The following is a 13,647-nucleotide window of genomic DNA, read 5'->3' as shown; positions in this document are numbered from 1 at the left end:
TTGAAAATTCTCTGAAATAGAGTCACTTCTTGTATTCTATCATAATAAGGGGAGTTGATGTTAGCGATATTCTATGCATCTTCAAAATGACGCTGGATCAAAACGGGTTGTTTCTGTCTTCCAGCAATGGCTGCCTCTACTGTTTCCGGTAATTTTGTCATATCTGCGACAAGCGAGTTCGGTTTTTTATATGGGTTATCCTGACCGTATGGGATAAAGTAGATATTCTTCGTTGCCATCAACCTCATAAGATTGACTCCGTTAAGCCCTAGTGCATCATTCGTGGATATCCCTAGAACTACTGGTCCTCCATTCCTTAATGTTGCTTTGGCTGCCATCAATACCGGGGAATCCGTCAAAGCATTTGCCATTTTGCTCATGGAATTACCTGTAAGTGGAGCAATTACCATACAGTCGAGAGGACGTTTCGGTCCTAACGGCTCGGCATCCGGAATTGTCATGATCAGTTCTTCACCGGTCAATTCCTTCAACTTTTTCAAATGGTCTGTCGCATCCCCGAACCTGGTATCCGTCTTTTGTACTGTATAGGAGAGAATCGGTATCACTGTCGCTTGCATATCCACTAAGCGCTTGATTTCTGGAAATACAGCATCATACGTACAATGTGATCCCGTCAATCCGAAGCCGATCGTTTTTCCTGAAAGACTCATTTAGATTCTCCATCCTTTCGCTTGTAATCTTTTAAAATCTGCGAAACGGTGTTCGCTAATATCCTGCCGGCAGTTTTAGGAGCTACAATTCCCGGGAGGCTGGGGGCGATGATCGCTTTTATGCCACGTTTCTCTGCATAGCGGAAATCTGTTCCTCCTGGTTTAGACGCCAAATCTAAGATGAACGTATGACTGGGCATTTTTCTGATTACGGAAGCATTTATTATCGGAGCTGGGATTGTGTTGATCATGATGTCGCTGTTTTCAGCATTTTTTTCTAAGTTATTCAAATAGAACGGAACTAACCCCATTTCCTGCACTCTTGCGTAATGGGCAGGTTTCCTTACCCCTACATGTACTTTTGCTCCAAGACCATGAAAAGCACGAGCGACACTCATTCCCACTCTTCCTAAGCCAAGGACATGGACTCTGGAAGAATGTATAGTGAAATCAGTATTTTGAATAACCATCATGATTGCCCCTTCAACTGTAGGGACAGAATTATAAATCGCTACATCATCACGGGATAGTAAAGGCACCATCCTGCGATCCGTCTTATCCAGTAAATCAATTAAATAATTATTGGCTATACCTGTCAGGAAGATACATTCGTCTTTTGTCCGTGTCACCCAATCCTCATCGAGCACCATTTGTTGATTGGAAAAGATACTATCAATATTGCCGTTTTCATCTGTCCCCGCCACAGGAAGAATGACAACGTCAAATTTTTCTACTTCTTCATCATCCATATCGATATGGTTTGCTCCGGTGAAGCCGTAATCTAGTTGGTCGAAGCCTACTAAGTGAAGTGAGGCATCCCATTCACTCAGCTTGCGGATCATTTCGATTTGTCTTGCATCCCCGCCGAGGATTGCCACATTCCATCCGGTCAGCATACCGGACACCTCCTTTTGCATTGGTGCTTCACGTTCTCCCTCTATCCTATGTAGGAGCGGATTGTTCGTTCCTTGTATCACTGGCAAAGTTGAAAGATAGGAAGTCTGTGATTACCATAAATTTAGAAAAAGTATGAAGAAACATAATAAAAATATAGAGGCTATACTCAGTGGGGGTATTACAAATAAGCTCCCTTTAATGGAAGACTCAGTTTAGAGATTTGTTGTTTCCGTTACGGTAGTAACGGTTAGGAGGGCCGGGAAATCACTCGCTTTCCATGGGCGTACGGTGAGCTTCCTCGGGCTAAAGCCCAGCGGGATCTCACCGATCATGTTCATCCCACAGGACTTTGAATAATCTTCTTGAATAGACACCGCACGAAGGAAATGTGTAGCATTTTCGAGGAGTCTCACCGTTTTCCCGGCCACCATACGTTGGTGAGTTTCTTGAAACTTCGATCAGAATTAGAGTGCTTTGAAAGCAGAAGATACAGTCAACTTACTATTGTAAAAGGATTCTCATCACAAAATAGGGCTGGACTTTCCAAACACGATTTCGAGTATCTTATTTGGCAAGGGGCGTAGGGGAAGGGTGAGACTCCCGCGGGAGAAGGAGCAAGGCGAGACCCCGCAAGGCTTGCCTAAGGAGGCTCGCCAGTTCCCCCGCAGGAAAGCGAATCCTTCCCCTACGCCCCTAAACTCTCACAATCATCTCGAAATCAAGTCTTCGACTTTTCGGTCCTTTAGTGGAATAAGTTGAAGTTTATGACGTTAAAAAAGATACAACTCCTCCTGGCTGCATCAATATATAATAAGTATTTTGCAAAAAAATAAAAAGGCACCGATCGTTATTCGATCGGCACCTCTATTTATAATAATTACATAAAAATCTCTTATCCTTTTTTTGGCTGGATCAGGATCATGTCTTCTCCGACACGGATAATTTCATTCCACGTTATCCGGTGGCCTTCGTGGCCGGATTTAACTCCGAACCACTTATATTCCGGTATCACGAATGATTTGATTTCCCCTGTTTTTTCATCTATCTCTAAATCGGTCTGCCCTAATATCCCAAGTTTCGTACCGCTGGATACATCGACGATTTCTTTGCCGCTCAAACTTTTGAACCTCATCAGCTGCCACTCCTTCTTTCATCTTGATTCACTCAATAAAGATTCAATGTCACTGACTTTTAGCCCTTTCTCCCTGATTTGATCAATCATTTCATCGAGACTTTGAGCAGTTACAGGGGTTGGGTGCATCAAAACCATTGCTCCAGGGTGGATTTTTGAAACCACTCGCTGCACCATAACTTGCTGGGTTGGCTTTTTCCAATCAACGGTATCAACGGTCCACAAAATGGTTTCCATTTCCAATGCAGCTGCTGTATCCACTACCGCTTTGTTGTAGCTTCCTGAAGGTGGAGCAAACCATTTTGGGGTTTCATCTGTAAGCGATGTGATGACCTGGTTGGTCCTTTCTATTTGCTCTTGTATTTGACCACTGTCCATTCTACTCATATCAGGGTGATTGTATGCATGATTTCCAATGATATGACCTTCCTCTTTAATCATCTTGACCAGGTCAGGGTTTTTCTCAGCAAATTGTCCATCGATGAAGAAGTTAGCCTTTACCTTTTTTTCTTTCAAAGTTTTTAACATATTCGGGATATGTCCCTCTCCCCATGACACATTGATCAGGAACGTTACCATTTCTTTGTCAGGATGACCGCGGTAGATGGGAGAGGCAGGCAGGTCCTCTAATGATACTTTGGTTGGAACTGCATCGTAGACCAATTTATCTTCATCAAAAGTATTCACTTTTTTCATTTTCTCATAGGACTTTTTCACATTCACCTTCCTGCCTTCGAGTCCAGGTGTTTTCTTCCACACTTTATCGATATAGGCGTCTTGGGCGGGTAAATCATAATCTCCTTTTTTAGCTTCAATTTCTTTATAGAGGTCTGTGGTTTCTACAGAGGCGGTTAACGGAGCAAACACCTGGGTGTAAGAGAGAGGTCTTGCGGACATGGAAAAATAAATGATGATCAAAGCTATGACGCCTATTCCTATGTATCTCCATTTCATAACAAACTCCCCCTTACCGTTAACTTATGGACAGAAAGGACGAGTTAGAACTTATATTAAGCATTTTAGAATAACGGCTATTCGCCTAGTCTTTATGGTGAAATCCTAAGTTTTTCTAATACCTTTAAACCTTTTTAATGTAAAAAAAGAAACTGGATGTCCAGCTTCTTTTCATTTATGCATCGCTATTTTCTTTTTCCTGCTTTTTCTTTTCTTCAATCAGTACAGCTTTTCGGGAAAGGTTGACGCGTCCCTGGTTGTCGATTTCCTTGACTTTCACTTTCAGAATATCACCGATTTTCGCAACATCTTCCACTTTTCCGATGCGTTCTTCAGCCATTTCTGAAATGTGTACAAGACCGTCTTTCCCTTTGAAAAGTTCTACGAAGGCACCGAATTTTTCAATCCGCTTCACTTTTCCTTCATATACTTCTCCGACTTCTACTTCACGAACGATATCCTCGATGATCTGTTTCGCCTTCAAATTCATTTCTGCATTTGTAGAAGAAATGAATACTTTACCATCCTGCTCGATATCGATTTTGACTCCGGTATCTTCAATAATCTTGTTGATCTGCTTTCCACTTGGGCCGATGACATCGCGGATTTTGTCCGGTTTAATCTGCATCGTCAGTATCTTAGGCGCATACTGAGAAAGCTCCTGACGGTATTCAGGGATTGTAGCCAGCATACTTTCCAAAATGTGCATACGGCCCTTCTTCGCCTGAGTCAGTGCTTCTTCCAGAATTTCACGGGAAAGTCCTTCAATTTTAATATCCATCTGAAGTGCCGTGACACCCTTTGATGTACCTGCCACTTTAAAGTCCATATCGCCAAGGAAGTCTTCCATTCCCTGGATATCACTTAGAATCGTGTAATCTTCACCAGATTTAACGAGTCCCATAGCGATACCAGCGACAGGGGCCTTTATAGGTACACCCGCATCCATCATAGCTAATGTACTTGCACAGATACTTGCCTGAGAAGTAGAACCATTAGATTCAAGAACTTCTGATACCAGACGGATCGTATAAGGGAAGTCTGCTTCTGAAGGTATGACCACTTCCAATGCACGTTCACCTAAAGCTCCATGTCCAATTTCACGACGTCCCGGTCCACGGATCGGCCCCGTTTCACCTACAGAGAAATGCGGGAAGTTATAGTGGTGCATAAAACGTTTGGATTCTTCCAGGTCCAACCCATCAAGAATCTGAACATCACCCAGTGGTCCCAATGTACAAATACTCAGTGCCTGCGTTTGTCCACGTGTGAAAAGTCCGGACCCATGAGTGCGAGGCAAGACACCAACACGGGAGGACAGTGGCCGGATTTCTTCAGGACTACGGCCATCTGGACGTACCTTTTCTTTTGTAATCAATCGGCGAACTTCCTCTTTCACCATATCATCTAAAATAGCTTTTACTTTCTTGATTGTATCTTCATCAGCTTCCTGTTCTTCATAGCTGGCGATAATATCTTTCTTAGCCGTATCGATAGCTTCTTCGCGGGCTTTCTTTTCGTGCGTCTGGATAGCATTGACCATCGTATCTTTGGCGTCAGTTTCCAGCTGCTGTTTCAATTCCTGATCGAGGTCAACCAGTGTCACTTCCATTTTTTCTTTTCCTACTGCCTCGATCACTTCTCCCTGGAATGCCACCAGGCGTTTGATTTCTTCATGACCGAACATGATTGCTTCCAGCATGTCTTCTTCAGGAACTTCCAACGCTCCCGCTTCTACCATGTTGACAGCATCCTTTGTTCCGGCAACAGTCAAGTTGATATCACTTTTATCCTGCTGTTCCGTTGTCGGGTTGATGACAAACTCTCCATCAATACGTCCGACAATTACTCCAGCAATCGGACCGGCGAACGGGATATCTGAAATGCCTAAGGACAATGATGAACCAAGCATGGCTGCCATTTCTGAAGAACAATCCTGGTCCACACTCATCACGGTGCTGATGACCTGAACATCATTACGGAAACCATCCGGGAACATCGGACGGATAGGACGATCGATCAAACGGGACGCGAGAACTGCTTTATCGCTCGGACGACCTTCCCTTTTAATGAATCCTCCCGGAATTTTCCCAACTGCATATAGACGTTCTTCATAATTGACAGTCAACGGAAAGAAAGGTAGATCTTTCGGCTCTTTAGATCCAGTCGCAGTGGACAAAACGGATGTATCTCCGTAGCGAACCATACAGGCTCCATTAGCCTGCTTGGCTAATTCTCCTACTTCGATGGAGAATGTCCGACCGCCAACTTCGATCGAAAAAATTTGCTTTTCTTCTGCCATAACTTTTAATACTCCTCTCAATAACAACTGTTAAGTGAACACGATTCCTTGTATAGCCTGTATGCTCATTAGCTTTTCCTATTTTTATAAAAAGCATGAGCTGTCTGCTTCGGGAATATACATGAATTTAAAGTATACAGCTTCCAGCTGCACCTTTATGTATGCAAACATACAGAAAAAGCGGGATTAACTCCCGCTTTTTGTCTTTACCATTAACGACGCAAGCCAAGACTCTTGATCAACTCGCGGTAACGTGTAACATCATTTTTACGTAGGTAGTTCAAAAGGTTACGACGCTTACCTACCATTTTCAACAAACCACGACGAGAATGATGGTCTTTTTTATGCGTACGCAAATGCTCATTCAAGCTGGTGATCTGCTCTGTAAGTACAGCGATCTGTACTTCTGGAGAACCAGTGTCGTTGTCATGAGTCTTATACTCATTAATGATTTCGTTTTTACGTTCTTGTGTGATTGCCATTTCGGCTACACCTCCTGGATTTCTATAAAAATTCCCTTTCCCCGAGCAAGCGTTGGAGGAACGCGTTGCCAAGCGAAGGTTCCGTATTTAAGGGTACAACTTTTGCTGCAAAAATGCAAGGATTAGTTCATGTTCTCTATGAAAAATTGACGGATATGTCTTTCATCCTGTTTCAATTGTTCAACAAGTGCTTCGACCCCGTTGAACTTCTTTTCATCACGGATGAAAGCATGCCAGTATACATCGAGTCCTTCGTTATAAATATTACCGGAAAAATCAAAGATATATACTTCTAAATTAGGCTTCTCTTTATCCTCGTTGAAAGTCGGTTTAAATCCAAGGTTGGCCATACCTGGATAAAGTTTACCCTTATATTTTACACGGACAGCATAAACCCCTACCTTTGGCAGCAGGTAATCTTCGTTCAATGCTATATTTGCTGTTGGAAAACCAATCGTCCTCCCTCGCTGATCTCCCTGTACTACCTTCCCGTACGTAGAAAAAGGACGAGCGAGCAGCCTGGCTACCTCTGACATATTCCCTTGCTTCAATTCACGGCGAATTCGGGTAGAGCTGATTTTTTCTCCATGATCTTCCACTTTATCAATCACTGTCTGGTCAAACATTCCCCTGGAATGGAACGGCAGTGTTTCCATGTTGCCACGCCCCATCCTTCCATAGCTGTAATCAAAACCTGCCACAACATGCCGTACATTCAATTGAATGAGAAAGTGATCAACAAATTCCTGGGGCAATAAATCCGCCAGCTGTTCGTCAAATTTAACAATGAACAATTGCTCGACGCCCAGTTCTTCAAGAACTTGCTGCTTCTCCCGCATAGGAGTAATGTAGGCAACGTGCTGTTCCTGTTTTTTCAACACAACGGATGGATGAGGGTAAAATGTCATCACAGCACTATTTAATCCCGTTTCCCTTGCCTTTTCCACTGAAGTACTAATCAGCTCCTGATGGCCTTTATGGACGCCGTCAAAAAAGCCGAGGGCCAGAACAGAAGGAGGGAAATCTTCTTTATTAAAGTCATGGGGATATTTCAATTCGGTAATTTTCACGATGTTCACCTACTTTTATTACAGATAAAGCACGAATCAAAAAACTCGTACCGGCTTTACTTTGCCTTGCTTTTCCGGATGGAATTGATAGATTGCCAGAACCTTACCCTGATATTTGACTTGAAAAATATCACGTTCAAAAGATTGTGCCGGAGCCGGGAGGACTTGGCCGTGTTGGACCCTCTCACTTGTTTCTTTATCAACCTGCCAGGAATCCAAATGATTCAACCCTCTTTCAAGCGGCAGCAGCAGTTGGTCATAGGCTCCCTGCTCAGCCAGCTTCTCGATGTCTTCGATCTGATAACAATCTTCTTTTCTGATATCGCCCGTACGGGTGCGTTCAAGAAATGACATGTGTGCTGGATATCCGATGGCTTTTCCGATATCGACACATAATGTTCGGATATAGGTGCCTTTAGAACAAACTACCCGAAAAGGAAAACTCGCTTTCCCGTCTTCATAATTGATCGTTCCCAGCATTTCTATATTATGAATATAAACCTCACGGGCTGGACGTTCAACTATTTTCCCTTCTCTTGCATACTCGTACAGTTTTTTTCCTTTTATTTTGACCGCAGAATACATCGGAGGGATTTGTTTGATTTCTCCTTGAAAAGTCTGTAAAACTCCTTTGACTTGCTCTTCATCAAACACCTCAGCAACTTCTTTCGTTTCGACTGCTTCACCGGAACTGTCCTCTGTGTCGGTTGCCACGCCCAATGTTACGACTGCTTCATAGACTTTTGTGGTATCGGTCAAAAAAGGGACGATTTTTGTTGCCCGGCCGATACAAAGCGGAAGTACCCCTTCCACATCAGGATCCAGGGTGCCGGTGTGTCCAACTTTTTTCGTATGTAGGATTTTACGTACCTTCATGACACAGTCGTGGGATGTCCAGCCCTTTGGTTTCCAAACTGGCAGTATACCGTCCACTATATCCACCTCGCTATCTTATTTTAAAGTAAAAAAGCTCTGTTAAATACCATTGATTTAATCGAATTAAATATCCAAAAAGTCGAAGACTTGTTTTCGAGATATCATGGCTTCTTTATCATGATAGCGTCAGGGGTGGCTGGGAAACTACTCGCTTTCCTGCGGGGGAACCGGCAAGCCTCCTCAGTCGTTTCACTCCTTGCGGGGTCTCGCCTGGCTCCTTCTCCCGTGGGAGTCTCGCAGTTTCCCAGCCACCCCATCCTAAGGACAAGAGAAAAGAAGCCCTTTGATGAGATTGTCTTCTACAATTACAAGTAGCTCTCCCTTTGTTTGAAGGACAGCATATCGTTGTTTCCTTTTCTCTCTTAAACGCAAGGAGGTCCGGGAAATTGCGAGACTCCAATGGGAGGATAGTACATGGTGAGATCCCGCAGGGCTTTATGCCCGAGGAAGCTCACCGTACGCCCATGGAAAGAGAGTAATTTCCCGGACCTCCCTACCGTCACTGCCGTAATGGAAACAAATATATCCTGAAACTAAGTCTTCAATGTAAATTAACCCGAGATTTAACAGGCCGCATCAAAAAGAAAAGACTGTCACTTTTGTCTCCTCTCTATGCCCTTCCTGATACAGTGGGTTCCTCAGGCAGCTGTACATAAGGGCAAAAGAGCAGGTTGAAAAGGACAGTCTCGTCTTGATTATTTGCTATCTGTATCATTCAAATCGCGTAAAATTGCTTCAATTCGATTACCACGTTCAATTGCTTCATCAAATTCAAAAGCTATCTCTGGCGTTTTGCGAAGGCGGATCCTTTTCCCGATTTCGGAACGGATGAACCCTTTTGCCTTTGCTAATCCAAGTAATGTGTCTTGCTGTTGCTTGTCATTGCCTAATACAGAGATATAAACTTTCGCTTGTTGAAGGTCACCGGTGACATCTACATCTGTAACCGTAACAAAACCGACGCGAGGGTCTTTGATTTTCTTACTGATAATGTCTCCGAGTTCCTTCTTCATCTGTTCTGCTACACGATTGGCTCGTAAATCACTCATCTCTTCCACCTCTTCCTTGACCAGGCAGCATCAGCACCATTCGATGGTCGTTTCTGCCCTTTCAATTTCAGGAAATGAATCAATGAAGGATAACGCTTGCTGAATGAGGCGTTCTGCCTGAACACGGTCGCTTGAAATCGTCACGATTCCGATGACTGTCCGCTGCCACAAATCCTGATGTTCGAGCTCGCTTACAGCAACATTGAATTCATTTTGCAGCCTGGTCGTTATCCGCTTGAGGACAGAACGTTTCTCCTTCAACGATTGTGCGTCATAAATGAAGCACTCGATTTCTGCGCTTAGAATCATGTACGTTCAACTTCCTCCATAACAAACGCTTCAATGATGTCGCCTTCTTTGATGTCATTATAATTTTTGATGGTAATCCCACACTCGTAGTTTTGTGCCACTTCTTTGACATCGTCTTTGTAACGCTTCAAGGTGTCAATTTCACCCTCAAAGATGACGACGCCGTCACGAACGATACGCACACCTGAGTTTCTTGTGATTTTACCGTCGGTGACATAACCACCTGCGATGGTGCCGATTTTGGACACTTTAAATGTTTCCCGAACTTCCACCTGACCGATGATTTTTTCTTCATACTCAGGGTCAAGCATTCCTTTCATAGCTGCTTCAATTTCTTCAATTACTTTGTAAATGACACGGTGTAGACGGATTTCCACATCTTCAGATTCTGCTGCTTTTTTAGCATTAGCATCCGGACGGACATTGAACCCGATTACGATACCATTTGAGGCAGATGCCAGATTGATATCTGATTCATTAATAGCACCGACACCGGTATGGATGATGTTGACTTTAACACCTTCGACATCAATTTTTTCAAGGGAAGAAGCAAGTGCTTCCACAGATCCTTGTACGTCGGCTTTAACAATCAGATTGATATCCTTAATATCCCCCTGTTTGATTTGTTCAAACAAATCATCCAGGCTGACTTTTGTTTTGTCACTACGCTGTGCTTCGATTTGTTTCTGCTGACGGGCTTCTCCAATGGCACGTGCTTTCTTTTCATCTTCAAATGCCAGGAAGCGGTCTCCAGCCTGCGGTACATCATTCAAGCCGGTGATTTCCACAGGTGTGGAAGGACCGACAGATTTTACGCGGCGGCCAAGGTCGTTAACCATGGCACGGACACGACCGAAAGTATTCCCGACTACGAGTGGATCTCCTACATTCAATGTACCATTTTGAACAAGCAAGGTCGCAACAGAGCCACGGCCTTTATCAAGTTCTGCTTCGATAACTGTACCATAAGCCGGACGGTTAGGGTTGGCTTTCAATTCTTCCATTTCAGATACAAGGACAATCATTTCTAAGAGATCATCAATGCCTTCATGTTTGACTGCTGACATCTTGACAAAAATGGTTTCGCCACCGAAATCCTCTGAAATCAACTCATATTCCATGAGTTCCTGCATGACGCGGTCCGGGTTGGCGCCTTCTTTATCCATTTTGTTGACAGCAACAATGATCGGTACCTCAGCTGCTTTGGCATGGTTGATAGCCTCTACAGTCTGTGGCATGACTCCATCGTCTGCTGCAACTACTAAAATTGCAATATCGGTAACCTGAGCACCACGGGAACGCATGCTTGTAAACGCGGCGTGACCTGGTGTATCAAGGAAAGTGATTTTCTTTCCGTTTTCTTCCACTTGATAGGCTCCGATGTGCTGCGTAATACCTCCAGCTTCACCTTCTGTTACTTTAGTATCACGGATGGAATCAAGTAATGTCGTTTTACCATGGTCGACGTGGCCCATGATTGTAACAACGGCAGGACGCTCTTCCAAGTCTTCTGGAGCGTCTTCAAATTGATAGTTCTCGATATCTGTTTCATCTACTTGTACTTCTTCTTCGACTTCTACGTCATATTCTGAACAGATCAATTCAATGGCATCGACATCTAAATCCTGGTTTTTCGTTGCCATTACTCCAAGCATCATCAACTTTTTGATGATTTCAGAAGTATCTTTGTTCAATTTGTCAGCCAGTTCAGCAACGGTTAGTGTACCAGAGAAAAGAATCTTATCCGGTGTCCCTTTAGAAGCAGGTTTTTGCTGTTGCTGTTGTTGCTGCTTACGGTCCTGCTTTTTGTTTTTCTTCTGATTATTGCTCTTTTTCTTATTTTGGTTTGAATTTTTCTTGTTGTTAGCTTGCTTGTTTTGCTGGCTGTTTTTGTTATTTTGTTTATGTGTGTTCTGTTTGTTGGAGTTACTTTTTTGTTCAGCCGGTTTTTGTTCTTCCTTTACAAACCCGAATTCCTGATCCAGCTTGGCTTTGGTGTCATCGGTAATCGTTGACATGTGATTGGATACCTCAATATTCAACGACCCCAATTTATCGATCACTTTCTTACTTGTCATTTCATTTTTCTTCGCATATTCATATACTCGCATCTTACTCATACGTTCACCCCCGAATAGATTCATCGAGCAGCGATTGCAACTTTTTCGCAAATCCTTGGTCAAGAACTGCGATCGCGACTCTCCCCTCCTTACCAATAGCCTGGGATAATGTATCCCTGTCGGCCGCAAGATAGTAGGGTATGTTATAAAAGCTGCATTTATCTATCAGCTTCTTTTTCGTCTGATAGCCGGTATCTTCCGCTATCCAGACAAGCTTTGCTTTTTTCTTCTGGATATCCCTGGTGATTAGTTCTTCACCAAGCGTGCACTTGCCAGCACGATAGGCAAGTCCTAATAAATTCAATGCTTTTTGCATGTTACTGCTCTCCAGCCATTGATTTCAGTTCTTCATAAATCGTATGATCGACTTTTGTATTCAGCTGACGGCTTAAGACATCCTGATCCTGAGCGGTTTCAATGACCTTTGGATCCTTTGAAATGTAGGCGCCTCTGCCATTTTTCTTTCCGCTTGGATCAACAAAGACTTCTCCTTCTTTGTTGCGTACCACGCGGATCAGCTGTTGTTTCGGCTTCATTTCTTTTGTTACGACACATTTACGCAATGGAATCTTTCTTGAAGCAGCCATTATTACCACTCCTTATTCAAAGCGTTCTTCGTCAGATTCAGAAAAAGCATCAACTGCTTCATCTTCTTGCAGATTATCATCTAACAGGCCTTCTTCTTCTGCTTCTGATTCACTCTTAATATCAATTTTCCATCCTGTCAGTTTTGCGGCAAGACGGGCATTTTGCCCTCGTTTACCAATCGCAAGGGACAGTTGATAGTCCGGCACGATGACAGTAGTAGCCTTTTCTTCTTCATTGACCAGCACTTTTACCACTTTCGACGGGCTCAAGGCATTGGATACGTAAGTCACTGGATCCTCGGACCACTGCACAATATCAATCTTTTCGCCTTTCAATTCATTTACGATTGCCTGCACACGCTGGCCTCGCTGGCCGACACAGGAACCAACCGGATCCACTTCCGGATCTTCCGCATGGACGGAAATTTTGGATCTGTCTCCAGCTTCACGAGCTACAGACTTCACTTCCACTGTACCGTCGAAAATCTCCGGTACTTCCATCTCAAACAAACGTTTCAATAGGCCTGGATGGGTACGGGAAACATAAATCTGTGGCCCTTTATTGGTATTTTCGACTTTCGTAACCAATACCTTAAGGCGATCATGGACTTCATAGGTCTCTGTCGGCATTTGTTCCGCTTCTGGAAGACGGGCTTCAATTTTACCAAGGTTCACATAGATAAAGCGAGGATCCTTCCGTTGGATGATCCCTGTCATAACATCTTCTTCCCGATCACTGTATTCACCATAAATGACTCCGCGTTCCGCTTCACGTACGCGCTGTGTCACCACTTGTTTGGCTGCCTGTGCAGCAATACGGCCGAAATCTTTTGGTGTGACTTCTACTTCGATAACATCTTCCAATTCATAATTAGGATTGATTTCTTTTGCTTCTTCTGTTGAAATCTCTTCCTGCGGGTCATCCACTTCATCTACTACCGTTTTACGGGCGTAAACTTTCATGGTTCCTGCATCCTCGTTCAAATCTACACGAACATTGGTAGCTGAATTGAAGTTCTTTTTATACGCCGAAATCAAGGCAGCTTCCAAAGCGTCGATTAATACATCTTTATCAATGCCTTTTTCCTTTTCTAAAAAATGGATAGCATCAAAAAGTTCGTTGCTCAACTATCTTCTC

General features: G+C 43.5%; 14 protein-coding genes. All 14 read right to left on the bottom strand.

Features of this window, described 5'->3' with window-relative positions; genetic code table 11:
• Nucleotides 1–71: 71 nt before the first annotated feature.
• The 14 genes from B9Y67_RS16455 to nusA all read right to left on the bottom strand — a co-directional run bounded on the left by B9Y67_RS16455 (nt 72) and on the right by nusA (nt 13,637).
• Nucleotides 72–671 carry a dipicolinate synthase subunit B gene (locus B9Y67_RS16455; protein ID WP_085508354.1) on the bottom strand — a complete coding sequence of 200 codons (600 nt, stop codon included), beginning with the start codon at nt 669–671 and terminating at the stop codon, nt 72–74.
• Nucleotides 668–1,567, bottom strand: coding sequence for a dipicolinic acid synthetase subunit A (gene dpaA / locus B9Y67_RS16450; protein ID WP_085508353.1), 900 nt, complete (start codon nt 1,565–1,567; stop codon nt 668–670). Before dpaA ends, B9Y67_RS16455 begins: the two co-directional genes overlap by 4 nt.
• An 893-nt stretch (nt 1,568–2,460) precedes the next feature.
• A complete protein-coding gene (locus tag B9Y67_RS16445) occupies nt 2,461–2,700 on the bottom strand; it encodes a YlmC/YmxH family sporulation protein (RefSeq protein ID WP_176224032.1) in 240 nt (79 codons plus the stop codon).
• Nucleotides 2,701–2,718: 18 nt separating this feature from the next.
• The gene (locus tag B9Y67_RS16440; protein WP_085508351.1) at nt 2,719–3,654 is read right to left on the bottom strand and encodes a polysaccharide deacetylase family protein; all 936 of its coding nucleotides are present in this window, start codon (nt 3,652–3,654) and stop codon (nt 2,719–2,721) included.
• A gap of 175 nt (nt 3,655–3,829) precedes the next feature.
• Nucleotides 3,830–5,956, bottom strand: a complete 2,127-nt coding sequence (gene pnp / locus B9Y67_RS16435; RefSeq protein ID WP_085508350.1) for a polyribonucleotide nucleotidyltransferase — start codon at nt 5,954–5,956, stop codon at nt 3,830–3,832.
• Nucleotides 5,957–6,168: 212 nt separating this feature from the next.
• Entirely contained in the window at nt 6,169–6,438 is a 270-nt protein-coding gene (gene rpsO / locus B9Y67_RS16430) for a 30S ribosomal protein S15 (RefSeq protein WP_062445880.1), read from the bottom strand.
• A 122-nt stretch (nt 6,439–6,560) separates the two neighbouring features.
• Nucleotides 6,561–7,508 carry a bifunctional riboflavin kinase/FAD synthetase gene (gene ribF, locus B9Y67_RS16425; protein WP_085508348.1) on the bottom strand — a complete coding sequence of 316 codons (948 nt, stop codon included), beginning with the start codon at nt 7,506–7,508 and terminating at the stop codon, nt 6,561–6,563.
• Between the two features lie 36 nt (nt 7,509–7,544).
• Nucleotides 7,545–8,441, bottom strand: coding sequence for a tRNA pseudouridine(55) synthase TruB (truB, locus tag B9Y67_RS16420; RefSeq protein WP_176224031.1), 897 nt, complete (start codon nt 8,439–8,441; stop codon nt 7,545–7,547).
• A 698-nt stretch (nt 8,442–9,139) separates the two neighbouring features.
• The gene (gene rbfA, locus B9Y67_RS16415; RefSeq protein ID WP_085508346.1) at nt 9,140–9,493 is read right to left on the bottom strand and encodes a 30S ribosome-binding factor RbfA; all 354 of its coding nucleotides are present in this window, start codon (nt 9,491–9,493) and stop codon (nt 9,140–9,142) included.
• A gap of 30 nt (nt 9,494–9,523) precedes the next feature.
• A complete protein-coding gene (locus tag B9Y67_RS16410; protein ID WP_062445877.1) occupies nt 9,524–9,802 on the bottom strand; it encodes a DUF503 domain-containing protein in 279 nt (92 codons plus the stop codon).
• A complete protein-coding gene (infB, locus tag B9Y67_RS16405; RefSeq protein WP_085508338.1) occupies nt 9,799–11,922 on the bottom strand; it encodes a translation initiation factor IF-2 in 2,124 nt (707 codons plus the stop codon). The genes B9Y67_RS16410 and infB overlap by 4 nt, the downstream gene beginning before the upstream one ends.
• Nucleotides 11,923–11,926: 4 nt before the next feature.
• Nucleotides 11,927–12,238 carry a YlxQ family RNA-binding protein gene (locus tag B9Y67_RS16400; protein ID WP_062445875.1) on the bottom strand — a complete coding sequence of 104 codons (312 nt, stop codon included), beginning with the start codon at nt 12,236–12,238 and terminating at the stop codon, nt 11,927–11,929.
• 1 nt (nt 12,239) lies between these two features.
• On the bottom strand, nt 12,240–12,509 hold the full coding sequence (gene rnpM / locus B9Y67_RS16395; protein WP_085508337.1) for an RNase P modulator RnpM: 270 nt from the start codon (nt 12,507–12,509) through the stop codon (nt 12,240–12,242).
• A 12-nt stretch (nt 12,510–12,521) separates the two neighbouring features.
• Nucleotides 12,522–13,637 (bottom strand): transcription termination factor NusA, encoded by a 1,116-nt coding sequence (nusA, locus tag B9Y67_RS16390; protein WP_085508336.1) that lies wholly within the window; start codon nt 13,635–13,637, stop codon nt 12,522–12,524.
• Nucleotides 13,638–13,647: the final 10 nt, after the last annotated feature.

Source organism: Thalassobacillus devorans (assembly GCF_900176565.1).
GTDB classification, from domain to species: domain Bacteria; phylum Bacillota; class Bacilli; order Bacillales; family Halobacillaceae; genus Thalassobacillus; species Thalassobacillus devorans_A.
Note: the sequence above shows the minus strand (reverse complement) of the source record. Positions and strands in the feature narration are given on the sequence as shown.

Coding starts and splice junctions, on each gene's coding strand:
- B9Y67_RS16455 (WP_085508354.1), bottom strand. CDS start 671: ATGAGTCTTTCAGGAAAAACGATCGGCTTCGGATTGACGGGATCACAT.
- dpaA (WP_085508353.1), bottom strand. CDS start 1,567: ATGCTGACCGGATGGAATGTGGCAATCCTCGGCGGGGATGCAAGACAA.
- B9Y67_RS16445 (WP_176224032.1), bottom strand. CDS start 2,700: ATGAGGTTCAAAAGTTTGAGCGGCAAAGAAATCGTCGATGTATCCAGC.
- B9Y67_RS16440 (WP_085508351.1), bottom strand. CDS start 3,654: ATGAAATGGAGATACATAGGAATAGGCGTCATAGCTTTGATCATCATT.
- pnp (WP_085508350.1), bottom strand. CDS start 5,956: ATGGCAGAAGAAAAGCAAATTTTTTCGATCGAAGTTGGCGGTCGGACA.
- rpsO (WP_062445880.1), bottom strand. CDS start 6,438: ATGGCAATCACACAAGAACGTAAAAACGAAATCATTAATGAGTATAAG.
- rbfA (WP_085508346.1), bottom strand. CDS start 9,493: ATGAGTGATTTACGAGCCAATCGTGTAGCAGAACAGATGAAGAAGGAA.
- B9Y67_RS16410 (WP_062445877.1), bottom strand. CDS start 9,802: ATGATTCTAAGCGCAGAAATCGAGTGCTTCATTTATGACGCACAATCG.
- infB (WP_085508338.1), bottom strand. CDS start 11,922: ATGAGTAAGATGCGAGTATATGAATATGCGAAGAAAAATGAAATGACA.
- B9Y67_RS16400 (WP_062445875.1), bottom strand. CDS start 12,238: ATGCAAAAAGCATTGAATTTATTAGGACTTGCCTATCGTGCTGGCAAG.
- rnpM (WP_085508337.1), bottom strand. CDS start 12,509: ATGGCTGCTTCAAGAAAGATTCCATTGCGTAAATGTGTCGTAACAAAA.